General features: G+C 44.3%; 21 protein-coding genes. 19 read left to right on the forward strand and 2 right to left on the reverse strand.

The genetic code is table 11. The annotated features are described in order from the left end of the window. Positions 1-287 precede the first annotated feature (287 nt). Positions 288-3722: a ribonuclease E gene (rne, locus tag L2703_RS10210; RefSeq protein ID WP_248970989.1), complete on the reverse strand. Its 3435-nt coding sequence runs from the start codon at positions 3720-3722 to the stop codon at positions 288-290. A gap of 627 nt (positions 3723-4349) precedes the next feature. On the opposite strand from rne, the gene rluC reads away from it, so the two are divergent. After that, complete coding sequence (gene rluC, locus L2703_RS10215) at positions 4350-5306, forward strand: 23S rRNA pseudouridine(955/2504/2580) synthase RluC (RefSeq protein WP_248970990.1); 957 nt, start codon at positions 4350-4352, stop codon at positions 5304-5306. 42 nt (positions 5307-5348) lie between these two features. Continuing rightward, on the forward strand, positions 5349-5996 hold the full coding sequence (locus L2703_RS10220) for an HAD family hydrolase (protein ID WP_248970991.1): 648 nt from the start codon (positions 5349-5351) through the stop codon (positions 5994-5996). 74 nt (positions 5997-6070) lie between these two features. Here L2703_RS10220 and L2703_RS10225 read toward each other — a convergent pair whose 3' ends face one another. Next, positions 6071-6673, reverse strand: coding sequence for a Maf family protein (locus L2703_RS10225; RefSeq protein WP_248970992.1), 603 nt, complete (start codon positions 6671-6673; stop codon positions 6071-6073). A 249-nt stretch (positions 6674-6922) separates the two neighbouring features. Here L2703_RS10225 and yceD point away from each other — a divergent pair, with 249 nt between their 5' ends. The 17 genes from yceD (at position 6923) to nirD (ending at position 24212) form a co-directional block, all read left to right on the forward strand. Continuing rightward, positions 6923-7447 carry a 23S rRNA accumulation protein YceD gene (yceD, locus tag L2703_RS10230; RefSeq protein ID WP_248970993.1) on the forward strand — a complete coding sequence of 175 codons (525 nt, stop codon included), beginning with the start codon at positions 6923-6925 and terminating at the stop codon, positions 7445-7447. A gap of 17 nt (positions 7448-7464) precedes the next feature. Further along, the gene (rpmF, locus tag L2703_RS10235) at positions 7465-7635 is read left to right on the forward strand and encodes a 50S ribosomal protein L32 (RefSeq protein ID WP_248970994.1); all 171 of its coding nucleotides are present in this window, start codon (positions 7465-7467) and stop codon (positions 7633-7635) included. Between the two features lie 15 nt (positions 7636-7650). Then, positions 7651-8679, forward strand: a complete 1029-nt coding sequence (plsX, locus tag L2703_RS10240; RefSeq protein WP_248970995.1) for a phosphate acyltransferase PlsX — start codon at positions 7651-7653, stop codon at positions 8677-8679. An 8-nt stretch (positions 8680-8687) separates the two neighbouring features. Continuing rightward, on the forward strand, positions 8688-9647 hold the full coding sequence (locus L2703_RS10245) for a beta-ketoacyl-ACP synthase III (protein WP_248970996.1): 960 nt from the start codon (positions 8688-8690) through the stop codon (positions 9645-9647). 30 nt (positions 9648-9677) lie between these two features. After that, the gene (fabD, locus tag L2703_RS10250; protein ID WP_248970997.1) at positions 9678-10604 is read left to right on the forward strand and encodes an ACP S-malonyltransferase; all 927 of its coding nucleotides are present in this window, start codon (positions 9678-9680) and stop codon (positions 10602-10604) included. A 10-nt stretch (positions 10605-10614) separates the two neighbouring features. Next, positions 10615-11361 (forward strand): 3-oxoacyl-ACP reductase FabG, encoded by a 747-nt coding sequence (fabG, locus tag L2703_RS10255; protein ID WP_248970998.1) that lies wholly within the window; start codon positions 10615-10617, stop codon positions 11359-11361. Between the two features lie 163 nt (positions 11362-11524). Beyond that, the gene (gene acpP / locus L2703_RS10260) at positions 11525-11758 is read left to right on the forward strand and encodes an acyl carrier protein (RefSeq protein ID WP_011496723.1); all 234 of its coding nucleotides are present in this window, start codon (positions 11525-11527) and stop codon (positions 11756-11758) included. A gap of 162 nt (positions 11759-11920) precedes the next feature. Continuing rightward, positions 11921-13162, forward strand: a complete 1242-nt coding sequence (fabF, locus tag L2703_RS10265; RefSeq protein ID WP_248970999.1) for a beta-ketoacyl-ACP synthase II — start codon at positions 11921-11923, stop codon at positions 13160-13162. A 90-nt stretch (positions 13163-13252) separates the two neighbouring features. Then, a complete protein-coding gene (locus L2703_RS10270; RefSeq protein ID WP_248971000.1) occupies positions 13253-13741 on the forward strand; it encodes an acyl-CoA thioesterase in 489 nt (162 codons plus the stop codon). 14 nt (positions 13742-13755) lie between these two features. Continuing rightward, positions 13756-14631 (forward strand): NAD(P)-dependent oxidoreductase, encoded by an 876-nt coding sequence (locus L2703_RS10275; RefSeq protein WP_248971001.1) that lies wholly within the window; start codon positions 13756-13758, stop codon positions 14629-14631. 348 nt (positions 14632-14979) lie between these two features. Next, positions 14980-15315, forward strand: a complete 336-nt coding sequence (gene cctA, locus L2703_RS10280; protein WP_248971002.1) for a tetraheme c-type cytochrome CctA — start codon at positions 14980-14982, stop codon at positions 15313-15315. A gap of 278 nt (positions 15316-15593) precedes the next feature. Next, positions 15594-18350: a nitrate reductase gene (locus tag L2703_RS10285; RefSeq protein WP_248971003.1), complete on the forward strand. Its 2757-nt coding sequence runs from the start codon at positions 15594-15596 to the stop codon at positions 18348-18350. Then, positions 18350-19222: a uroporphyrinogen-III C-methyltransferase gene (cobA, locus tag L2703_RS10290; RefSeq protein ID WP_248971004.1), complete on the forward strand. Its 873-nt coding sequence runs from the start codon at positions 18350-18352 to the stop codon at positions 19220-19222. Before L2703_RS10285 ends, cobA begins: the two co-directional genes overlap by 1 nt. Continuing rightward, positions 19215-20390 carry a glycosyl transferase gene (locus L2703_RS10295; RefSeq protein ID WP_248971005.1) on the forward strand — a complete coding sequence of 392 codons (1176 nt, stop codon included), beginning with the start codon at positions 19215-19217 and terminating at the stop codon, positions 20388-20390. The genes cobA and L2703_RS10295 overlap by 8 nt, the downstream gene beginning before the upstream one ends. Next, positions 20378-20992 carry an ANTAR domain-containing response regulator gene (locus tag L2703_RS10300; RefSeq protein ID WP_248971006.1) on the forward strand — a complete coding sequence of 205 codons (615 nt, stop codon included), beginning with the start codon at positions 20378-20380 and terminating at the stop codon, positions 20990-20992. The genes L2703_RS10295 and L2703_RS10300 overlap by 13 nt, the downstream gene beginning before the upstream one ends. Before the next feature lie 296 nt (positions 20993-21288). Next, positions 21289-23889, forward strand: coding sequence for a nitrite reductase large subunit NirB (gene nirB / locus L2703_RS10305; RefSeq protein ID WP_248971007.1), 2601 nt, complete (start codon positions 21289-21291; stop codon positions 23887-23889). Beyond that, the gene (gene nirD / locus L2703_RS10310) at positions 23886-24212 is read left to right on the forward strand and encodes a nitrite reductase small subunit NirD (protein ID WP_248971008.1); all 327 of its coding nucleotides are present in this window, start codon (positions 23886-23888) and stop codon (positions 24210-24212) included. The genes nirB and nirD overlap by 4 nt, the downstream gene beginning before the upstream one ends. Positions 24213-24218 lie beyond the last annotated feature (6 nt).

A 24218-nucleotide genomic window follows, 5' to 3' on the forward strand; every position in this document is an offset into this window, starting at 1 on the left:
CCAGAATGGGAGGGAGGTTGACAATCAACCTCCTTTTTTATTGTGTTGAATTAACCTTTTAAACGGCCTTGATAACCTAGCTGACCTTGACACAAGCTTGTTATGGGGCAATAACGCTGACAGTGACAGTGTTGGCTATAGTGATGTTATGCTAGGCATAATCCATTTGGCCGTCAGTATTGAACTGGTGTCAGGTATTTGGGTATAACCAATTAACTCTAGCCCAATAAAAAAGCCATGCTTAGCATGGCTTTTTGGGTTAAGAGATGATGGCCTCACTTGCGGTATTAATTACCAGGGCGCGCCATATCAGATGATGCACTATTACCCACAGCCACTTTAGGTGCGCTGGTTTCTGCCTGTGCTTCATAAGCTCGACCTTGTGGTACGGCTTGTTGTTCACGTACTTCAACGGTTGGCTTAGTCATCGCTGAAGACACCATTGAGCCAAAACGACTGCCTTTTACTGGCGCTTTTGCTGTAACTTCTGCGGGTGTAACAACCACTTCGGTTTTTGTTTCAGTGGCCACGTCGGTTTTAGCTTGACGCACAATCGCAGCAGGTTTTGCCATTGGCGCTGAAGCATTAGATGTCAAGGCTTTGTCGCGAGTGGTACTTGCAACAGTGTTAACCTGTTGAGTTGCTATTTCAGTTTTTTCAGCGACTTCAGGTTTAACCGTTTCAGTTTTAACTGCTTCCGGTTCAACGGCTTCAGGTTTTACAAGAGCAGCACTGACGGCTTCTGCCGTTGTGGCTGAAACAGGGGCAGCAACCTCGACTTGTTCAGCTTTTGACTCTTCCGCTTTGGCAGTATCTACGCTAGTGTGTGTATCGCTTGCAACAGTCTGTGTGGTTTGAGTGTCAACCACCGCCTCAAGGTTAGGTGTATCAACAGCTGCAGGCGTCACACTTGGTGTGTCGACTGATGTTGCTACGACGGGTGTATCAGCTGCCGGCTTTTCTGCTGTTTCAACGTTTGCAGCAACTGTGTCACTGGCTTGCGTTGCTGCGATTTTGTCTTGAGATTGTTCGGCATCTAATTGCTTTTCTAACTCATCGACAGGAGTAAATACAGCCTGCTGTGCAGTATCGCTGTCATCGCGACGACGACGTTGGCCTGCGGCTCTAAGATGACGTGGACTGCGGCGACTACGACGTTGTCCATCGCGGCCTTCTGTCTTGCTATCTTCAGAACCGTCAGCATCTTTGTTGTCAGTTACCGCTTCATTTGACACGCTGTTAGCTTCAACATTGGTTTGATTACCTGAGTCTTCAGCAACGTTGTTATCAGTAACAGCGATTGATTGAGCACTATCAGCAACAGCTTGTTTAACGTCTTCGCTCACCACTTCTTTTACTGAAGGTTGCACTGTTTCAGCTGCGGCTTCTTCAGGCTTGTCAGTCACAACATTGGTGTCGTTTTTAGCTTGTGCGTCTGATGACTCACTTCTTTCTTTACGCGGTTGACGACGGCTGCGAGGTGCTTTTGCATCGGCTTTATTCTCGCTTGCTTTAGGCTCAGAGGCTTTAGCATCTGTGGCTAGGTTAGCGTCTGCCACTTTGTCGTTAGCAGTCTCTGCCACTTTTGCTACTACTTCTTCGTTTTGTTCGTTTTCAATGCGAACTTTACGGCGCATATTACGGCGTTGACGACGCTCACGTGCAGCTTCTTGCTTAGGTGATTTCTCTGTATTGCTTTGAGCCGTTACAGATTTGTTGTCGTTTGATTGCGCTTGTGGCTTGTCGACTTTCTCGTTGCGTTGTTTATTTTTTGCGTTATCGTCTTGCGCATTATTTTTGCTATTACGATCATTGCGCTTGTTACGAGTACGCGGTTCTGCGGCCTCTTTGGGTTTATCGCTGTCATTGCGCTGACGACGGTTGTCGTTACGGCTAGTATTGCGATTACCATTTTCGTTGCGATTGTCATTACGACGTGGGCGACGATTATTCGTTTGCGCAGTATCTTTTGCAGGAGTGGCAGCTTTTGTTTCTTTGTTTTCGTCATCGTTAGTTGAAAACAGTGCGCTAATTGCAGACACAATACGGCTGAAGAAACCTTGTTGAGGTGCAGACGAGGTTGCCGGTGCATGTTGAGCTGGGGCTGTTGCCTCTGCTGTGGCTGCTTTTTGTGGTGCTGCAAAGCCTTTTAAAGCTGGTTCTGCAGAGGCTGCTCGTTCAAGTTTACGAGGCTCATACAACTGCGATGCTGGTTTTTCAACACGTTTGTAGCTAGATTCACTGACTTCATCATCACTTTTACGACGAACGACACGGTAGTCTGGCGTTTGCATGTGCGCATCAGGGATGACATACACTTCAACTTCATGACGCTCTTCAGTAATGCGGATGGCTTTACGTTTTTCGTTTAATAAAAATGCCGCTACATCAACCGGTACAATCGCTTCGATTTGGGTGGTGTTTTCTTTAATGGCTTCTTCTTCCATTAAACGTAATATCGATAGTGCGAGTGACTCAGTGCTACGAATAGTACCTTGGCCATGACAACGTGGGCACAAATGTGCTGCAGATTCTTCTAGAGAAGGGCGTAAACGTTGGCGTGACATTTCCATTAAACCAAATCGAGAAATACGGCCTAATTGAACACGTGCACGGTCATGATGTACGGCATCACGTAAGCGATTTTCAACTTCACGTTGATGACGTACTGGCGTCATGTCAATAAAGTCGATAACCACTAAACCGCCTAAATCGCGAAGACGTAATTGACGCGCAATTTCATCAGCAGCTTCTAGGTTAGTATTGAGGGCGGTTTCTTCAATGTCACCGCCTTTTGTGGCGCGTGCCGAGTTGATATCAATTGATGTTAGCGCTTCAGTTGGGTCAATAACAATTGAACCACCAGAAGGTAAGCGTACTTCACGTTGGAATGCAGATTCAATTTGCGATTCTATTTGGAAGTGAGTAAATAAGGGTACTTCCGACTCGTACAGTTTTACACGCTCAACAAAATCAGGGCGCACTAAGCCAATGTGCAGTTTCGCTTCTTCATAAATACGTGGATGGTCGATAAGAATTTCACCTACATCACGACGTAAGTAGTCTCGAATTGCACGGACAATGACGTTACTTTCTTGATGAATTAAGAATGGCGCAGCTTTGCTTTGAGCGGCTTCTTGAATGGCATCCCAGTGGTGTTGAAGAACTTTTAAGTCCCATTTTAATTCGGTTGATTCTTTACCTACACCCGCAGTACGCACGATTAAGCCCATGCCGTTTGGCACTTCAAGCTCTGACATTGCTTCTTTTAATTCTGTACGTTCATCGCCTTCAATACGACGAGAAATACCGCCAGCACGAGGGTTATTTGGCATCAGTACAAGGTAAGAACCGGCTAAACTAATAAAGGTTGTCAGTGCAGCCCCTTTGTTGCCGCGCTCTTCTTTATCAATTTGTACTATGACTTCTTGGCCTTCTTGCACCACTTCTTTGATGTTAGGACGACCTTGGAAAGAATAACCTTTCGGGAAGTATTCGCGGGCAATTTCTTTGAGCGGTAAGAAACCATGGCGATCGGCGCCATAATCCACAAACGCGGCTTCGAGTGAAGGTTCTACGCGGGTAATTTTACCTTTGTAAATATTTGATTTTTTTTGTTCGTGACCAGGACTTTCAATGTCTAGATCATACAGTTGTTGCCCGTCTACAAGGGCAACACGCAACTCTTCTGATTGAGTTGCATTAATTAACATACGTTTCATGATGACGTGATTCTTCTAAATGAGGTCATCAAACAACACGATTTTCTGCATTACGGGCCTGAATTAATCGGTATAACCTCACGGTTAGTTTCAGGCAATTAGGTGCTCATCACTGTAAAACGCAGTCGCTGCGTGTCGCATCCTATTTATGGCTTATTTTCTAATGTTTACAAAAACAAGGAATTCGTTGACTAACAACCAACCCCATAAATTATGGTAATTTAATCCGTTAATGCCCAAGTCGAATCGGTTTGTTTGATAACAAGCTAAAATTTTGTTCGAATTTGGGGGCGATTTACTGCAGCTAAATTGAAATATTAACTGAATACTTACGGTTTAATTGTCGAAACGTTTTTTGTCGTTTTTTATTTATATACAATTTGCAAATCAATGACTTGCTACCGATAAAGCTCATTTTCTTAATTGCAGTTCTTTCGCATTTGGTGAAAGTTGTGAACACTTTATCCACTGTTTACTCTCAACCTGAGCGCAAATATAGCAACAAACACTATTTTCATCAATCAAAAGCCCATAATCTTTCGTGTATTTATTTCAAGTCGGCCATGGTCATAGCCAATCATTTGCAAGATAAGGTACACTATTGCGGTTACTACTATATGGCGCATCATGAATACTGAAATTACCCCCCAAGTTGAATACGTGACTATCGATGACGATAATGTTGAACAACGAATCGATAATTTTCTACTGACTAAATTAAAAGGCGTACCTAAAAGCATGATCTATCGGATTGTGCGAAAGGGTGAAGTGCGCGTGAACAAAAAGCGCATCAAGCCTGAATATAAATTACAACACGGTGACATCGTTCGAGTTCCACCTGTGCGCGTAGCCGAAAAAGATAATCGTACAGCACCGTCGGCGAATTTATCTCGAGTATCACAGCTTGAGGACCGAATTATCCACGAAGATAATCATTTAATCGTGATGAACAAACCCGCGGGTATTGCCGTGCATGGTGGTAGTGGGGTGGATTATGGTGTCATTGAGGGATTACGCTCACTGCGACCACAACAAAAGTTTTTAGAGTTGGTTCATCGTTTAGATAAAGACACCTCAGGTGTGTTACTGGTTGCTAAAAAGCGCAGTGCGTTAAAGCATTTGCACGAGCAGTTGCGCAGTAAAACCATGCAAAAAGATTATTTGGCATTAGTGCGTGGCGAATGGCAGGCAAGTGACAAGGTGGTTAAAGCCCCATTGTTAAAAATCACCTTAAAATCTGGCGAACGAATTGTACGCGTCAATAAAGAAGGTAAAGAGTCAGAAACGCGCTATAAAATTATGCAACGGTATCAGGGTTGTACATTAGTTAAAGCCAGTCCTGTCACCGGGCGTACCCATCAAATTCGTGTACATTGTCAATATGCTGGCCATGCGATCGCATGCGATGATAAATACAGTGAGCAGCAATTTGACGACAGTATGCGAGCCCTCGGGTTAGACCGTTTGTTTTTACACGCTGCGGAACTTAAATTTACCCATCCTGAAAACAACGAAATCATGCAGGTCAAAGCGCCACTGGACGAAGTATTACTCAATACATTGGAAAAGCTTAAACGCACTTAAGCAAGGTTGTTGCTGTGTTAAATCAATAAAGTAAGGCATAACGTGAAGAGTCAAGACAGAGCATTTGATTTAGTCATTTTTGATTGGGATGGTACCTTGATGGACACTGTGGGTAAGATAGTGTCTTGCATGCAAAGCGTAGCGCAAGAGCTGGCGTTAACTGTACCGACTGAACAACAAGTGAGAGATGTGATTGGATTGTCTTTGCCTACCATCATGCCGATTTTGTTTAGCGAGCATCAAAATCACCAACAGATTATTGATTGCTATCGTCGCCATCATTTTGCGAGCGATTACCCAACGCCGTTATTTGATGGCGTTGAAGTCTTGATTAAACAGTTGCATGAAGCTGGTTATCAACTGGCTATCGCTACAGGTAAAGCGCGGGAAGGCTTAGACAGAGTGCTCGAGCTAACGGGTCTTGGGCAGTACTTTCATGCATCGCGTTGTGCCAGCGACTCGCAAAGTAAGCCGCATCCAGAAATGCTTCATGCTTTGTTAAGTCATTTTGCGGTGAGTGCCGATAAGGCGATAATGATTGGTGATTCTGTCCATGATTTAACCATGGCCAACAATGCTAATATGGCCAGCATTGGGGTAAGTTATGGTGCCCATGATGAGGCTCGGCTTAAAGGGCTTGCTCCTTTGGCCATTGTGAATACTCCTGCTGCAATCCGTCAATATTTATAATACGCAACGCTATAAAACGATGGGCTTGTAGACGATTGTGTACAAACCCTTCATTTTATAGCCTGCTTTTATCATCAATGTTGACTCAGTACATCCATACCCTGTTGTTCTAATAGCTCAATAAGCTTAATCAATGGCAACCCAATTAATGTATTGGGATCATCTCCTTCTAATTTGCTAAATAGGGCAATTCCGAGTCCTTCGCTTTTAAAACTGCCGGCACACCATAATGGTTGTTCTGTTTCGACGTAATAACGGATCTGTGCGTGTGTTAATGTTTTAAAATGAACGGTAAAAGGTTCGATGCACGATAACATCTGCTGAGTTGTGTTGTGGTAGACGGCAAGCCCGGTATAAAAGGTGATGGCTTGTCCTGATGCCGCAGAAAGCTGTGCGATAGCATTATCTATGGTATGAGGTTTACCAATAATCTGGCCATTAATAACCGCCACTTGATCTGAACCTATCACCAATTGTGGTTTATCGGTTTTTGATGCCAGTTGCGCTCCAGCGAGGGCTTTTTGTTCTGCTAAGCGTTGGACTAATGCTGGTGCGGTTTCATTTTGCAGAGGTGTTTCGTCTATATCTGGACTAACACAATCAAATGGCAACATGAGTTTTTGCAGTAAGTGTTGACGAAACGGCGAGGTTGATGCGAGTACAAGTTTGAAATTCATCGATTAATTGCCAGTAATTTTTAGTTGGTCATCATTTATCTGTGAGTTTACTGTATTCATTGGGTCAAATGGAGTATTTTTCACCGAGTAATGCTTGTGTGAGAGGGCTTGGTTCGGTAAAATTTGGCAACTTTCAAATTCAATGCCAGATAAAAGAATACCTAATTAGTCAGTGTTAGGTGAGGTTACCGTATTTTTACGGAAATTTTCTTTGACTCTAGCGTTTTCAAACTATAATATGCGCGCCTTATGCAAACAGTAAAGATACCGGTTTCAATTGATCCTATACGCGCTGCCTCTAGTGGTCTTCGTTATGAAGGTTACGTACCAGGTAAGCAACTAAAGCGATTAAGCGAGTTATGTACCGGCGACTGTTCCGACGTAGTTGTGTCGTTGGAATGTGGCGTCGACTTACAGGGGATAGTCTACCTTCGCGGGAAGGCTGTGACGGAGCTCACTCTGCTATGTCAACGTTGCATGACACAATATACTACTGAGGTTACGGTCGACTTTTGTTTTAGTCCTTGTCGGACTGAGGCAGAAATCGATGAGCTCCCGGATGCGTATGACCCAATTGAGTGTAATGAGATTGGTGAAATACGTCTGCATCAATTGATTGAAGATGAATTGATAGTCGCTATGCCTATCATCCCAATGCATGAAGACACTGATTGTAATTTGGGATCGAAAGATATAGTTGTAGGCGAGATCGAACCCGCTCATGAGGAGCGTCCAAATCCGTTTGCAGTGTTAGAAAAACTGAAGAGCAAGTAATCTAGGAGACAGGTCAAATGGCTGTACAACAGAATAAAAAATCACGTTCAAAGCGCGGCATGCGTCGTTCACATGATTCATTGGGCACTGCTCAATTATCAGTAGACGCAACTAGCGGTGAATTACATCTACGTCACAACGTGACTGCTGATGGTTTCTACCGCGGTAAAAAGGTAATCAACAAGTAATTTGTTGATTATCTGATGACAAATCTGACGCTTGCGTTAGATGCGATGGGGGGCGATCACGGTCCCCACGTGACAGTGCCTGCAGCGATGCAGGCATTGAAATTTCATACAAACCTAAAAATTATTTTGGTTGGTAATCAAACCGAAATTCAACAGTATTTACCCTCAGCACCTTCTGCCGATTTAGACCGCATCGAAATCATTCATACCACTGAAGTTGTCACCATGTGTGATAGGCCCGTTCATGCTTTGCGTTCACGTAAAAATAGCTCAATGAGAGTTGCGCTTGAATTAGTACGTGACGGAAAAGCGGCCGCTTGCGTTAGTGCGGGTAACACGGGTGCGTTGATGGCCATGGCTAAAGTGTTATTAAAAACCTTACCTGGTATTGATAGGCCAGCATTAGTGTCTTGTTTACCTGCAGTGACAGGTAAGCCGGTTTATTTGCTGGACTTAGGCGCAAATGTGTCTTGTGATTCAGAAGCGTTATTTCAATTTGCCATTATGGGCTCAGTATTATGTGAGGCAGTCCATAAAAAAGCCCGCCCTAAAGTGGCATTATTAAACGTGGGTATTGAAGAAGTAAAAGGTAACGACCAAGTCCAACAAGCTGGGCAATTATTACAGCACACTGACCAAGTCAATTACATCGGCTTTGTCGAAGGCGATGAAATCTATACCGGTAACGTAGATGTCATAGTTTGTGACGGTTTTGTGGGTAATATTACCCTTAAAGCCTCAGAAGGTATTGCCAAGCTCTTAGTACATCAATTAAAGCGTGGTTTAAAAGACGGCTTTTTTGTACGTTTACTCTCCAAACTCATCGCTCCACACATACAAGCAGTACTCAGCAAGATGAACCCCGACCACTATAATGGTGCAAGTCTGATAGGATTGCGCGGAATAGTAGTAAAGAGTCATGGTAACGCTGATGAAGCTGCATTTTTACAAGCATTAAATTTAGCAGCAACAGAAGCAAAACGTCGTCTTCCTGAAATGATTAAAGATCGTTTGGAGTCGATTCTTTTAGACATCAATAGCTGATCTCATATATGCACACAAAAATTCTCGGAACAGGCAGCTATCTGCCTGTGCAAGTACGCAGCAATCAAGATCTCGAAAAAATGGTTGAAACCAGTGACCAATGGATTGTTGATAGAACCGGTATTTCTGAGCGGCGCATTGCTGCAACAGATGAGTCGGTGTCAACAATGGGCTATCAGGCTGCATTAAAAGCGCTTGAAATGGCCGGCATTGAAGCCAGCGAGCTCGATATGATTGTTTGCGGTACAACCAGTGCAACGAATGCATTCCCCGCAGCAGCCTGCGAAATTCAAGCTCTACTCGGTGTGAGTAATATTCCTGCGTTTGATATTGCCGCTGCCTGCTCAGGCTTTGTCTATGCCTTATCAGTTGCAGACCAATTTGTTAAAACCGGTGCAGCCAAAAAAGTATTGGTCATCGGTGCTGATGTGCTGTCACGTCTATGTGATCCAAGCGACCGTACAACAGTAATTTTGTTTGGTGACGGTGCAGGCGCTGCAGTAATAGGTGCCAGCGATACCCCAGGTATTATTGCGACTCATATTTATGCCGATGGCAGCCAAGGTGATTTACTTAAATGCGCTTTTCCTCCGCGCTCAGGTGAAAGCTCTGAAGCCGTCAGCTTTATGACCATGAAGGGCAATGACGTATTTAAAGTGGCGGTGACTCAATTATCTAATGTGGTCACTGAAACACTAAGGTTAAATAATGTCGATAAGTCTGAAATTGATTGGTTAGTGCCGCATCAAGCCAACTTCCGCATTATTAATGCTACCGCGAAAAAACTCAGCATGAGTTTAGATAAAGTGGTGCTTACCCTTGCCAAGCATGGTAATACCTCTGCCGCGTCAGTGCCTATTGCGCTCGATGAAGCGGTGCGTGATGGCCGCATTCAACGAGGCCAATTGTTATTACTCGAAGCCTTTGGTGGTGGTTTTGCCTGGGGCAGTGCATTAATTCGTTTTTAATTTTTACAATATTTATACAGGTAAGCGTTTATGGAAAATGTTGCTTTTGTATTTCCTGGTCAAGGTTCTCAGGCCGTAGGAATGTTAGCTGAACTGGCACAATCTCATGAAATTATTGGCCAAACTTTTGCCGAGGCGAGTGAGGCTTTAGGCTACGATTTATGGGATCTGGTGGCAAATGGGCCTGCCGAAACCTTAAACGAAACAGATAAAACCCAGCCAGCACTGCTTGCAGCAAGTGTGGCTATTTGGCGTGCTTATCAAGCGTCTAACAAACCAATGCCTTCATTACTCGCAGGCCACAGCCTAGGCGAATATTCGGCATTAGTATGTGCGGGTGTGATTGAGTTTACTGATGCGGTTAAATTAGTTGAACTACGTGGTAAATTAATGCAACAAGCGGTACCGGCAGGCTCAGGCGCGATGTTTGCTATTATTGGTCTTGATGATGATGCCATAGCCAAAGCCTGTGCAGAATCAGCACAAGGGGATGTTGTCAGTCCGGTTAATTACAACAGTCCTGGGCAGGTTGTGATAGCAGGCGAGAAAGCGGCTGTTGAACGTGCCGCTGCTGCATGTAAAGCCGCTGGCGCTAAAATGGCTGTTGCCTTGCCTGTTAGCGTGCCATCTCATTGCGCTTTAATGAAACCCGCTGCCGATGAATTAGCCAAAGCATTAGTTAACGTTACTTTTTCTGCACCAAACATTAATGTGGTTAATAACGTTGATGTGGCAATGCCAACAGATGCCGATGCAATTAAAGATGCATTAGTGCGTCAATTATATTGCCCAGTGCGTTGGAGTGAGACAGTTGAGTTTATGGCGACACAAGGTGTTACAAATTTAGTTGAGTGTGGTCCTGGTAAAGTGTTAACCGGTTTAACTAAAAGAATTAATAAATCGATATCCGCTCAAGCGGTAAATGATGTTGCTTCATTTGCAGCATTAACCGAATAAAGGAGTTTTTATGAGCTTTAACATCAGTCTAGACGGCAAGGTAGCACTCGTTACCGGCGCCAGTCGTGGCATTGGCCGTGCAATTGCTGAGTCGCTACAACAAGCGGGAGCGCTTGTGATTGGTACCGCAACAAGCGAAAAGGGTGCGGCAGCAATTCAACAATACCTAGGTGACAAAGGCTTTGGGATGGTGTTAAATGTCACTGATACTCAGTCTGTTACAGATTTATATAGCCAGATCAAAGAAAAGGCTGGCGATGTAGATATACTTGTGAACAATGCTGGTATCACTCGCGACAATTTATTGATGCGTATGAAAGACGATGAATGGCAAGATATTATTGACACTAATCTGACGTCATTATTTAAATTGTCTAAACCTGTAATGCGATCTATGATGAAAAAACGTTTCGGACGTATTATCAGTATCGGTTCAGTAGTAGGTACAATGGGCAATGCTGGTCAAGTAAATTACTCGGCAGCAAAAGCTGGTTTGATAGGATTTACAAAATCTCTTGCAAGAGAGGTTGCATCTCGTCAAATAACAGTGAATGCTATTGCACCTGGATTTATTCAGACAGACATGACAGATGAGCTGACACCTGAGCAGCAACAAGCTATTATGTCGCAAGTTCCGATGGAACGTTTAGGGCAAGCACAAGAAATTGCCAATGCAGTATTGTTTTTGGCCTCAGATTCAGCCGCTTACATCACAGGTGAGACATTGCATGTGAATGGCGGTATGTACATGGTTTAAGGGCGATAGGTAGGAAACTACCTTCATTTGAGTCAGTGTTAGTGACAATTCAATGTTAATTTTTGTGGTTAGACCACAAAATCTAAGCTTGCATTGTTATCTAATTCGAATAAACTACTCGCAATCTTACGCAAGTGCGTAATTTGAATAGGAAAGAAAACTAATGAGCAACATCGAAGAACGTGTAAAGAAAATCATCATCGAGCAACTTGGCGTTAAAGAAGAAGACGTTAAATCAGCTGCTTCTTTTGTAGACGATTTAGGCGCAGATTCTCTAGACACTGTTGAATTGGTTATGGCTCTAGAAGAAGAGTTTGATACCGAGATCCCTGACGAAGAAGCTGAAAAGATCACTACTGTTCAAGCAGCGATCGATTACGTTTCTAAGAATCAGTAATCAAGAATTCACAAAAACAGGCGGCATTTATGCCGCCTGTTTTTGTTTAAAGCATTTGTAAACGCTCGTTCCATTTAATTGCATGACAACACTCCTCCTGATCCTGCTTACGTTATATCGCAATAATGGCATCGTAGCTGACTGTATTAAAAGGTGAATAGCATGTCTAAACGTCGTGTCGTCATCACAGGCCTTGGCCTTGTGACTCCTGTAGGTAATGATGTCGAGTCTTCTTGGAATGCCTTATTGGCAGGTAAGAGCGGTATTGCCCCTATTACTAAGTTTGATGCCAGTGAATTTGGGACTCGCTTTAGTGGTTCGGTAAAAGATTTTGACATCGAACAATATTTATCAAAAAAAGATGCCCGTAAAATGGACTTATTTATCCAATACGGTATGGCAGCGGGCATTCAAGCCTTAACAGATTCTGGCTTAGATATGAGCCAAGAGAACCCCGCTAGAGTCGGAACCGCAATTGGTGCGGGTATGGGCGGTATGTGGTTAATTGAGCAAGGCCATTCAGCGTTACTGAATGGTGGGCCGCGTAAAGTATCACCATTTTTTGTACCGAGCACGATTATTAACATGATTGCCGGACATTTATCGATTATGTATGGCATGACAGGTCCTAATTTTGCGGTGACAACAGCCTGTACCACAGGCGTGCACAATATTGGTTTTGCTGCTCGTACAATTGCTTACGGTGATGCAGATGTCATGGTGGCCGGTGGTGCAGAAGATGTGACCTGTCCGTTAGGCGTTGCAGGTTTTAGTGCTGCAAAAGCATTGTCGACACGAAATGATGATCCAACAGCCGCAAGCCGTCCTTGGGACAAAGACCGCGACGGATTTGTTATTGGTGATGGTGCGGGTGTGATTGTGATGGAAGAATATGAGCATGCCAAAGCCCGTGGTGCTAAAATTTATGGTGAGCTCGTTGGTTTTGGCATGAGTGGTGACGCATTTCACATGACATCACCACCAAGCGATGGTGCGGGTGCCGCTGCAGCGATGCTTAACGCCATCAATGATGCACAAATTCAAAAAGAGCAAGTGGGTTACATTAACGCTCACGGCACCTCAACCCATGCGGGCGATAAAGCAGAAGCCGCTGCAGTTAAAGCCGTGTTTGGGCCTCATGCTTATGATTTGTTAGTCAGCTCAACTAAATCAATGACAGGCCATTTGCTTGGCGCCGCGGGTGCTATTGAAGCCATTATTACTTTGCTTGCACTGCGCGACCAACATGTGCCGCCAACGATTAACCTAGATAACCCAGATGAAGGTTGCGACTTAGATTTTGTTGCTCACACTTCACGTCGTCATCAGTTTGATTATGCCTTATGTAATTCATTTGGTTTTGGTGGTACAAACGGTTCGTTATTGTTTAAAAAAGTAGTTTAATATTGTTCACTATAAAAAGCGCCTAGTGCGCTTTTTTTGTATTGGTACAAGGTGTATCGTTGGAACATCATCGAATGACTTGGAGGCTTTATGGCCGGTAAAGATAGACAGCTTACATTACGTTTTTTAGCCGAACCTGCAGATGTTAATTTTGGCGGTAAGGTGCACGGTGGTGCGGTAATGAAATGGATCGATTTGGCCGCTTATGCCGCAGCAGCAGGCTGGAGCGGTAAATATTGTATTACTGTTTATGCTGGCGGTATTCGTTTTGTTAAACCCATTCATGTGGGCAATATTGTCGAGGTTACAGGTAAAGTCATTTATACCGGCACAACGTCAATGCATATCGCAATAGATGTAAAAGCTGGCGATCCTAAAGAATCTGAACGCCATTTGACGACACATTGTATTGTGATCATGGTTGCTGTGGACGATGAGGGCAAACCTGCATCAGTACCAGAGTGGATCCCAACAACTGCTGATGATATTCGCTTACGCGATAGTGCATTAAGGTTAATGGATATGCGCAAACGTATTGGTGCTGAAATGGAAGCACACGTAAAACCTTCTGTAGAATAAAATAAGGAAAAATCATGGCCAAGGTCGCATTTATTGGTTTAGGTGTAATGGGATACCCGATGGCCGGGCACTTAGTTAAGCATGGCCATGAGGTCACTGTTTATAATCGTACTGGTACTAAATCCGCTCAATGGGTTGAACAATTTGGTGGTCAATCTGCTTTAACACCAAAAGATGCCGCTCAAGGTCAAGATATTGTGTTTACCTGTGTAGGTAATGATGATGATTTGCGCCAAGTGGTATTAGGCGAGCACGGTGTGGTGCATGGCATGCATTCAGGTGCAACCTTGGTTGACCATACTACGGCTTCTGCAGATGTCGCCCGTGACATTGCCGCGTATTTAGCCCCATTAAATATTGCATTTCTCGACGCACCTGTGTCGGGTGGTCAAGCGGGTGCCGAAAATGGTGTGTTAACCGTGATGATGGGTGGCGAGCAGGCTCATTTTGATGCTGTTAAACCTGTTATAGCAGCTTACAGTCGCTGTGCTGAGTTGTTAGGGCCTGTGGGGGCGGGGCAGTTAACCAAAATGGTCAATCAGATCTGTATCGCTGGTGTGGTTCAAGGATTAGCGGAAGGGCTTCACTTTGCTAAAAGTGCTGGTTTAGACGGTTTGAAAGTGATTGAGGTGATTAGTAAAGGCGCTGCACAAAGTTGGCAAATGGAAAATCGTTATCAAACCATGTGGCAAGGTAAGTATGACTTTGGTTTTGCAATCGATTGGATGCGTAAAGATTTAGGCATTGCATTAGATGAGGCTCGTCGCAATGGCAGTCATCTGCCGGTCGCCGCTTTGGTTGATCAATTTTATTCAGAAGTGCAAGCCATGAAAGGTAACCGTTGGGATACCTCGAGTTTACTTGCGCGATTAGAAAAAACACGCAGTTAATGCGTCATTAATAAAAAAAGCCCCCTAATAGTTGGACACCAATTATTGGGGGGCTTTTTTATAGGTGATTAAATTTCAATATCAACGGAAAACCATCGAGTTACATGATGTAGCGCACATATTGAAACAACTAACACTGCTATTATTTGTTCATCTAAATTAATTTTGCTTAAACTGAATAGGTTAACTTTTAGGTTGTGTATCAATTTGAATGGTTGTGGATTTCACATTTAAATGATTGCCAATGTAAATAGTTTATTAATGGTTGAGTAAAGTGTCGTGCTTCGGTGTAGGACCCGCATCAGATAAAAAAGAATGCGGGCATACACTAAATTGGAGGAATGAATAATGAGCAACAAACTAGTAAGTGCACTGTTTGCGGCAGGTTTTGCGGTAATGATGATGTCTTCTACATCATTTGCAGCAGATGAAACCCTCGCAGAGTTTCACGTAGAAATGGGTGGCTGTGAAAATTGCCATGCTAATGAAGAGCCATCTGCAGATGGCGCATACGAATTTGAACAATGTCAAAGTTGCCATGGTTCACTAGCAGAAATGGATGATAACCATAAGCCGCATGATGGCGTGTTAACATGCGCTGACTGCCACTCACCCCATGAAGCAAAAGTGGGTGAAAAACCAACTTGCGACACATGCCATGATGATGGTCGTGTAGCAAAATAAGTTGCTCATCTTTGTGAAAATACCGACATTATTGTCGGTATTTTTGTTTTTAACCATTCACTCAACGCAAGAGGTATACCTCTTTTTAGGTATTTAATTTCTTTTGTTTTCAAGTAGATGCGCACTTTAACTGTGCTGCCTTGCACTTATGTTGCGCAATTGTAATGTAGTTTTAGCGTCTAAATTTTCGATTTATTCATTAAATCAGTAAGTTAATTTTTTGGCACAGCTTTCGCAGTATTCATTTCATGAAATGATTAACACGAAAGGGTCAATGTATGTCAACAATCCAATCTAGTTGTGCTTATTGTGGTGTAGGATGCGGCGTTAGTGTGTCCTCAACTCAAGCTGATTGGGATCATACTGACGTGTCTTCATTAACCTTAGTTGGCGATAATCAACATCCTGCTAATCATGGTCATTTATGCGCAAAAGGCGAGCGGCTGCTCGACAGCTTAGTTCAGCCCAATGTATTACGTTATCCTGTTTTGCGCTCAGGTAAACCGATTAATTGGGACGAAGCCAGCTCGTTTATTGCAGATAAATTTGCACAAACTATTGCCCAGCACGGTCCTAATTCTGTTGCCTTGTATCTTTCTGGGCAATTACTTACCGAAGATTATTATGTCGCGAATAAATTTGCTAAAGGCTATCTGAAAACGGCGAATGTCGACACTAACTCGCGTCTATGTATGTCATCGGCAGTGAGTGCGATGCAACGTGCTTTTGGTGAAGATGTCGTGCCAGGTTGTTATGACGATATTGAACAAGCCGAGGTCATCGTTTTAATCGGCGCCAATACTGCCTGGACTCACCCGGTATTATTTCAACGCATGTTAGCTGCAAAAAGAGCCAACAACACAAAAATCGTGGTGGTCGATCCTGTGGCAACCGCAACAGCAAAACAAGCGGATATGCATATCGCTATTACGCCTGGCGCTGATTTAGCGTTGTTTCATGGTTTATTAGGCTATCTGGCGCACAATAACCATGTCGATAAGGACTATATTGCCGCTCATACAGAAGGTTTTGTTGAAACTGTCGTCCATGCTAAGCAGTTAAGTGAAGATATAAATCAGCTGGCTAAGCAAGTGGGGGTTTCTGCAACAACACTCAATCAATTTTACCAACTATTTATACAGCATAAACATGTGCTTACAGCATCATGTCAGGGCGTTAATCAGTCTGTTATTGGCACAGACACAACGAATGCCATCATTAATTGTCATTTAGCCTTAGGTCATGTGGGTAAAACAGGGAGTGGATTTTTTTCCTTAACAGGTCAGCCAAATGCGATGGGGGGCCGTGAAGTGGGTGGCTTAGCCACTCAGCTTGCTTGCCATATGGGATTTGCCGATGGCGAGCGTGAGCTGTTAGCAAACTTTTGGTGTGTTGATTCGGTTGCGGATAAAAAAGGGCTTGCTGCGGTCGATATGTTTGATGCTGTTGCCGACGGACGAATAAAAGCCATTTGGATAATGGGCACCAATCCTGTGGTGTCGTTGCCAAACAGTAGTAAAGTTGCCAAAGCTCTGGCTGATTGCCCCTTTGTGGTGGTGTCAGAAATCACCCCAGATTCAGATACCGCAAAACTTGCTGATGTTTTATTGCCTGCACAAGGCTGGTCGGAAAAATGTGGCACAGTAACCAATAGTGAACGGACCATCACTCGTCAGCGCGGTTTTATCGCCGCGAAGGGGCAAAGTAAAGCCGATTGGTGGGCGATAAGCCAGGTGGCACAAAAAATGGGATTTGCTGGTTTTGATTTTGCTAACAGTGCCAGTGTGTTTCGTGAGTTTGCTGCGTTATCGGCAAAGGTGAAGCAGGCTTTTCCGCATAAAGTATTTGATTTGAGTGGCTTACAACATTTAAGCGACAGCGAGTACGACCATCTCGCCCCGACTCAGTGGCCCATTGCAACTGCTGAGCAAATTGGCCAGCGAGGAGGGCGGCAGTTTACCCGTGGGGTGTTTGCAACGCCAACAGGTAAGGCGCAGTTTATCAGGCCCGCATTGGCAAAAACAAATGAAGCCTCATCACCCCACGTTCAGGTCATCGTGAACAGTGGTCGCAGTCGAGATCAATGGCATACCATGACGCGTACAGGCCATATTGCCAGTTTACGTGCGAGCATTCCTGAGCCAGTGATTCGCTTACACCCCAACATGCTTGCCACCTTTTCGGTGTCTGATGGTGATCTTGTTACCCTTGAGTCAGATGTTCACACTGCAGCAAGCCCCGTTGCACTTGCCCGTGTGGTAACCGATCCTGATTTACTACCGCACATGGCATTTATGTCGATGCATTGGTCGAAGCAATTTTCGTTAGGCATGGGGGTAAACCAGTTCCTTGATAACCGAGTTGATCCTGTGTCGTTACAACCAGGATTTAAATTTCAAACGGCAGTCATTAAGCCTATTCATTTGGCGTTGCAAGGTGTTGTGTTTGGCCATCACGATCCTGCGGCTCAAGGGTTATGTTGGCAAGTTGCGCAAACATTAACAAGCGGGATCTGTCATCACATTGGTTTTCGGTCCGCACAGGATGGCTTTGCGTTTCAGGCCTCTGCTCATTCGCTTTTATGGTCTGCTAACGTTAATGGCCAGCGAGTTCATGTGCAATGCAACATGGAAAAAGGCATCGCCATTGCCATTAAAATATTGTCTAGCGCGAGGGTAGATCTGGCGCTAGAGCCAATGAATGCGTTTATTGGTCAGTCAGTCGATAAGTCATTTATAAAAAAGCTACATCAGCAAATTAATGCCGGCAATAGTCCATTGATTTGTGCTTGTACTGGTGTGACAGATGCACAAATTGCCGACGAGATGAATGCACAATTTGATCAACAAAGTTTTCATGATGGCAAGCAACATGTGCAGTTTGATAAAGCATTAGATGCCATGCAATCAAGCCTTGGTTGTGGTCGTCAATGCGGCAGTTGCCATAGTGAAGTTACCCAATGTGCGCAACAACATTGGCAGCAAGCGTTAACCTATATCGATGCAGAATACTCAACAGAAGAGGATGTCGCCTAATGCAAACGCTAAATGAATTTATTCAAGGTGTTAATTTAACTCATGCAGGTCATGATGCTGCCTTGCAAGCTGGTGAGGTCGCGATTGTCGGTGCGGGGTGTGGCCAATTAGAGTTAATGACCATCAAAGCTGCTCGTATTGTGGCTCAGGCTGACGCTCTTGTGTTTGACAGTCTTGTCAGTAGTGACATTTTAACCTTGGTGTCATCAGCTTGTCAGCGTCATTTTGTTGGTAAGCGTTGTGGTCAACCCAGCACAAAACAAGAGGATATCAACCAGTTATTGTTAACCTTGGCGCAGCAAGGTTTAAAAGTTGTACGTTTAAAAGGTGGTGATCCGCATATTTTTGGCCGTGGTTCAGAAGAGGCGCTTTATCTTGCCCAGCATGGTATCCGTTCACAGTTTATTGCCGGTGTTACCGCGGCGTTAGGGTGTGCGTCCAGTACTGGAATTCCGCTTACTTTTAGAGGTATGGCCCGCAGTGTCACTTTGATTACCGGCACAAAAATGTCTAATGCTGATAGTGCCGTTGCACCGGCACAATGGCAAGCATTGTTAGCAGCTCAGTCGACATTGGTGTTTTATATGGGTAAGGAGCAAGCAAATCGTATTGCTCTTGGCTTACTTGACGCGCAATGCGCGGCAGATTTACCTGTCGCATTTGTTACCAATGGTGGCAGACCAAACCAAATTGTGACTTATGCCACCGTCATGACCATGTCTGATGCCGCCTTAACAATTAAAGACTCTGGACCGACATTGATTATCATTGGGGAAGTGGTTGGCGTTGGACAGCAATTGGCCTCTTTGCTCGCCGATATCGATATTGCTGCAACTATGCCTCATAACCAATATGAGGCTCTGTATGCCTAATATCGGTGAGTTAACGTTGGCGCCAGCACAGGAGTTTGACTTTAGGCTGTTAATCAAAGCTTTAGGCAAGGGCGAAAAGGGCTCGCGTTCGTTAACATTTGCAGAGGCTCGCCTACTTCTTGAAGGGTTTGCATCAGGACACGCGACTCGTGTGCAAATGGCTAGCGCAATGATGTTAATGCGAGTTCGTGGTGAAACCCTTGAGGAGGTCGCAGGCATGGTCTCAGGTTTACGCCGCAGTGTAGCAAAAGGCTGGCAATCATTAACAGTCGACATTGATTGGCCAGTTTATGCCGGTAAACGTGAGCAGCTTCCTTGGTTATTACTGGTGGCAAAATTGCTTGCCAGCCAGGGCGTTCGAGTGATGTTGCACGGTGATAGTAAAGCCTTACCTCACCGTCGCCATGTTGAGTCATGTATTGCTGCATTAAATATTCGTTGTTGTTCTACACCGCAAAGTGCTCAAGAGGCATTGAATGTTGACCACATAGTGTATGTGTGTGCCGGTGACTTAGCCCCTGTGCTAGATGAGTGCCGTCAATTGCACCAAGAACTTGGTTTGCGCAGCTTAATTCAAACGGCGGCAAGGTGCATTAATCCCTGTAATGCGCCGTTAAGTTTGCGCAGTTACTTTCATCCCGGTCTAGATAATTTGCATCAGCAATTATGCGAAACCTTATTGGCAAACGGTGATTATCCAGCAGGGCATGTTGCTATTTTTAAAGGTTTACAAGGCGAGACAGAGTTTAATCCTCGCGTGGCTACAAACGTGACGGTTGTCGGCAACCCACTTGGATATGTTGAGGTGTCAAGTTTTACTTTACCGACATTATTAGAAGGCTTTTCTGGTGCAAAAGTTGGCCAGGCTGAACTCTCTAGTGAGATCCTTGCGCTGTTATGGCGCGAACCGCAGCCATTTTTATCAACAGAGCTGAATCGGCTTATGTCACGCACCATGATTGAGCAAGCCCTTAGTAGCGTCAATGCCACTTTAGCAGCGGTACTACTGTTACTGGATCAACATGCCAAAATGGCCACCAATGTAGCGCAAGCACTGAATGTAGAGCGAGCGATTCAACTAGGCCAAGAATGTTGGCAACATCGTTTTTGTACATCAAATCATCCATTAGTCCGTTGGCACAATAAGGAGAGGTTATGCGTAGTTTAATTTTTTGCGACCCAAGTTTTGCAGCTGTGCCAGTGGTTGATTGTGACATAGTGCAATATCAGGCTTGTTTAGCCGCATTTGGTCATGTCAGTGTATTAACCTCTATTAGTCAGGTTGAACAACGCTTACATCAGCAGCAGTTTGACACCTTGCTAGTGTTAACCGACCGATTACATTGTCATATTCAGGGGTTAATTCAACGGACATTATCGAGTAAACCTATGGTGATTATTGTGAACGCTAAAACATGGGAGCAGAGTGTGTTATCACAATTACTTGATTGTGGCCGAATCACTTTTATCCCCGATATGTTAACGGTTAATCGCTTAACGAGTGTGATCAGCTTGGCTCAAATTCGCTTTAATGCAGCCAGCAAAACCCTTGCAGAATTTAAAAAGTTAGACGATGAAATTCGCAGTATTAAATTACTCAGTCAGGCCAAACTTATCGTGATGCAGCAAGGTTTTGATGAAGCGAAAGCCCACCAAATTATTCAACAACAAGCTATGCAAAAAGGCGTGTCCTTAGCACAAATGTCAGCGCAAATTATTGCTGTAATGAGCCAGTCTAAACAGCCTGCTCAGGCTAATAATGTGTGTTGAGCCGTAACGGTGCGCCTCATCTTGGTGCGCCTGTGCCTAAGTTGAGCAAGGGGTGATGATAATACAAAAGCTTTTTAGATTTAAATAGATGTATATCAAATAGTTATGGTTTTAATTTTGTTGGCATAGAGTCTGCAACAACATATAACACTGAACAAAATTAACGGTGTTAAACCGTTAGGTTTGAAGCAGTAAAAATTAAAAATTCGGGATGGTAACTGGCAATGGCGCCCACTCTTTAAATGGAGTTGGCGCCTTTTTGTTTTTTTACGGTCTGTGGCATGAAGGAGTAGGATATGACAATCTCAAAACCCACATTAGTGGTGGTCGGTAATGGCATGGTAGGTCATCACTTTATTGAGCAGCTATGTAGTTTAGGGCTTAATAAAACGTATGACGTGCACGTATTTGGTGAAGAGCCTCGTCCTGCTTATGACCGAGTGCAATTGTCTAAATACTTTGAAACAGGTAGTGCTGACCCCTTGATGCTAACCAGTGCACAGGATTATCAAGATTGGGGAATTACACTTCATTTAAACACGCCTATCACTGCAATTGATATTGCAGCCAAAACGGTGACCAGTGCCCAAGGTGAGTGTTACAGCTACAGCCGTTTAGTATTGGCAACGGGCTCGTTTCCCTTTGTGCCGCCGATACAAGGCAATGATCGTTCTCAATGTTTAGTTTACCGTACCATTGAAGATCTTGAAGCCATTCAACTTGCGGCCAAAAACAGCCAAGTGGGAGTGGTCGTCGGTGGTGGTTTATTAGGGTTAGAAGCCGCCAATGCCATGATGCAATTGGGGGTTAAAACCCATGTGGTTGAATTTGCGCCACAACTGATGCCTGTTCAGTTAAATGACAAAGCAGGTGAATTACTTTGCAGTAAAATTGAGCAACTTGGGGTGAGTGTTCACACTTCAAAAGCGACCACTGCCATTATTGATGGCGAATCAGCGCTTCACCGTATGACCTTTAAAGATGAGTCTTATCTTGAAACGGACATGATTGTTTTTTCGGCGGGTATTCGGCCACAAGACACGTTAGCTCGTGTGTCTAACATTCGTATTGGTGAGCGTGGCGGTATTGAAATTAATGATGATTGTTTAACATCTGCGCCCGATGTTTATGCCATTGGTGAATGTGCACTGTGGCAACAAAAAATATTTGGCTTAGTCGCACCTGGTTATCAAATGGCGCGAGTTGCTGCATCTCATATTGCCTCTTTATCGTCAAACGTGCCCAGCCTATCATTTACTGGTGCAGATATGAGTACCAAGCTTAAGCTTTTAGGCGTCGATGTGGCAGCAATTGGTGCCAGCAGGGGCTTTGATAATGCCCAATTTGTCGAGTTATCTGATAACCAAGCGGGTATATATAAAAAACTATGGCTTGATGACAGCGGCAAGTTTTTAAAGGGTGCTGTGCTTATCGGTGACAATGGCGACTATAGCCGTTTGCTTGATATGTATTTGTCACAAGATGAAATACAGGGCTCTGCTGTTGAGTTGTTACTTGCTGGTGCAGAGAACGAAGCGGATTTAAAAGACACTTCTATTGTGTGTTCGTGTCATCAGGTCACCAAAGGTGACATTGTCGCGGCCGTCACCGCAGGCAACCATAAAATGGCCGAGATCAAGTCATGCACTCGTGCAGCTTCTGGTTGTGGTGGTTGTGCTCCCTTGGTACAAAAAATCATTGATCAAACTTTGCAAGCCGCTGGGTTGGACTTTAATGCGGGTATTTGTGCGCATTTTGACCATGACAGACAAGCCCTTTATCACATTTGCCAAGTTGAAGGCATTAGTGACTTTACAACCTTAATCACTCAGCATGGTAAACCGTCTGCAAATGGTCTTCATTATGGCTGTGATATCTGTAAACCCGCGGCGGCCTCTATTTTTGCTAGCTTAAAAAACCAATATGTACTTAATCAAGACAATGGTCATGTGCAACTGCAAGACACCAATGACGCGTACTTAGGCAATATTCAAAAAGACGGTACTTACTCGATTGTACCTCGTGTCGCTGGCGGTGAAATTACGCCTACCAAATTGATTGCGATGGGGCAAATTGCCCAAGAATATGACCTTTATACCAAAATTACAGGCGGACAGCGTATTGATATGTTTGGCGCGAAGTTGTCGCAACTACCTGAAATTTGGAAAAAACTCATCGATGCAGGTTTTGAGACCGGTCATGCTTATGGCAAGTCTTTACGCACGGTTAAATCTTGTGTGGGCAGTACCTGGTGTCGTTATGGGGTGCAAGACTCTGTGGGTTTTGCCATCGATTTAGAAAACCGCTACAAAGGCTTACGCAGTCCGCATAAATTAAAATTTGCCGTTTCTGGCTGTACCCGCGAGTGTGCCGAAGCGCAAAGTAAAGACATTGGCGTCATTGCAACAGATAAAGGTTGGAACTTATATGTTGCCGGTAATGGCGGCATGCGACCTCGTCATGGCGACTTATTTGCCACCGACCTATCGACAGATGAGTTGTATCAATACATCGATCGCATTTTAATGTTTTACGTTAAAACCGCAGACAAGCTACAGCGGACTTCAACCTGGATGGAGTCGTTAGACGGTGGTCTAGCATACTTAAAATCTGTGGTGATTGATGATGCACTTGGCATTAATGCCGCACTAGAGCAGCAAATGAACCACATCGTGGCCACCTATCAATGTGAGTGGAAAACCAGCCTAGAAAAACCAGAATTTTTGGCACGATTTAATGAATTTGTGAATCCAAATGAGGCACCTATGTCAGATGCCAACGCATATCAGCGTGTGCGTGAACAGCGCTTCCCTAACATAAAAGATGCAGGGGCGGGCACCATTGCGATTAAAGATATCACTGAGCAACAAACAACTGCAGATGAGGTAGTAGCATGAGTTGGATAAATGTATGTGAAGAAACACGTTTACCAATAGGCACTGGGGTGGCTGCTTGGGTCGCGGGTAAAGCGGTGGCAATTTTTAATTTAGGTCAAGATGGTTTATATGCGATTGATAATGTCGATCCTGCTACCGGTGTTAGTGTGTTAGCCCGGGGGTTAATTTGTGAAATGGACGGTGAGTTGTGTGTCGCATCGCCATTATATAAACAACACTATCGATTAAAAACAGGTGTGTGCATTGAGGATACAAGCTTGATTGCCAGTCCTTTTGATATTAAAACCGAGCAGGGACAAGTCCTTGTATTAGCTAAGGTATAAGGAATA

Origin of the sequence: Shewanella basaltis (assembly GCF_023283885.1) — a bacterium.
GTDB lineage: Bacteria > Pseudomonadota > Gammaproteobacteria > Enterobacterales > Shewanellaceae > Shewanella > Shewanella basaltis.

Excerpts from the sequence above, each read along its gene's own strand:
- rne (WP_248970989.1), bottom strand. The coding sequence starts at position 3,722 with ATGAAACGTATGTTAATTAATGCAACTCAATCAGAAGAGTTGCGTGTT.
- rluC (WP_248970990.1), top strand. The coding sequence starts at position 4,350 with ATGAATACTGAAATTACCCCCCAAGTTGAATACGTGACTATCGATGAC.
- L2703_RS10225 (WP_248970992.1), bottom strand. The coding sequence starts at position 6,673 with ATGAATTTCAAACTTGTACTCGCATCAACCTCGCCGTTTCGTCAACAC.
- yceD (WP_248970993.1), top strand. The coding sequence starts at position 6,923 with ATGCAAACAGTAAAGATACCGGTTTCAATTGATCCTATACGCGCTGCC.
- rpmF (WP_248970994.1), top strand. The coding sequence starts at position 7,465 with ATGGCTGTACAACAGAATAAAAAATCACGTTCAAAGCGCGGCATGCGT.
- plsX (WP_248970995.1), top strand. The coding sequence starts at position 7,651 with ATGACAAATCTGACGCTTGCGTTAGATGCGATGGGGGGCGATCACGGT.
- L2703_RS10245 (WP_248970996.1), top strand. The coding sequence starts at position 8,688 with ATGCACACAAAAATTCTCGGAACAGGCAGCTATCTGCCTGTGCAAGTA.
- fabD (WP_248970997.1), top strand. The coding sequence starts at position 9,678 with ATGGAAAATGTTGCTTTTGTATTTCCTGGTCAAGGTTCTCAGGCCGTA.
- fabG (WP_248970998.1), top strand. The coding sequence starts at position 10,615 with ATGAGCTTTAACATCAGTCTAGACGGCAAGGTAGCACTCGTTACCGGC.
- acpP (WP_011496723.1), top strand. The coding sequence starts at position 11,525 with ATGAGCAACATCGAAGAACGTGTAAAGAAAATCATCATCGAGCAACTT.
- fabF (WP_248970999.1), top strand. The coding sequence starts at position 11,921 with ATGTCTAAACGTCGTGTCGTCATCACAGGCCTTGGCCTTGTGACTCCT.
- L2703_RS10270 (WP_248971000.1), top strand. The coding sequence starts at position 13,253 with ATGGCCGGTAAAGATAGACAGCTTACATTACGTTTTTTAGCCGAACCT.
- L2703_RS10275 (WP_248971001.1), top strand. The coding sequence starts at position 13,756 with ATGGCCAAGGTCGCATTTATTGGTTTAGGTGTAATGGGATACCCGATG.
- cctA (WP_248971002.1), top strand. The coding sequence starts at position 14,980 with ATGAGCAACAAACTAGTAAGTGCACTGTTTGCGGCAGGTTTTGCGGTA.
- L2703_RS10285 (WP_248971003.1), top strand. The coding sequence starts at position 15,594 with ATGTCAACAATCCAATCTAGTTGTGCTTATTGTGGTGTAGGATGCGGC.
- cobA (WP_248971004.1), top strand. The coding sequence starts at position 18,350 with ATGCAAACGCTAAATGAATTTATTCAAGGTGTTAATTTAACTCATGCA.
- L2703_RS10295 (WP_248971005.1), top strand. The coding sequence starts at position 19,215 with ATGCCTAATATCGGTGAGTTAACGTTGGCGCCAGCACAGGAGTTTGAC.
- L2703_RS10300 (WP_248971006.1), top strand. The coding sequence starts at position 20,378 with ATGCGTAGTTTAATTTTTTGCGACCCAAGTTTTGCAGCTGTGCCAGTG.
- nirB (WP_248971007.1), top strand. The coding sequence starts at position 21,289 with ATGACAATCTCAAAACCCACATTAGTGGTGGTCGGTAATGGCATGGTA.
- nirD (WP_248971008.1), top strand. The coding sequence starts at position 23,886 with ATGAGTTGGATAAATGTATGTGAAGAAACACGTTTACCAATAGGCACT.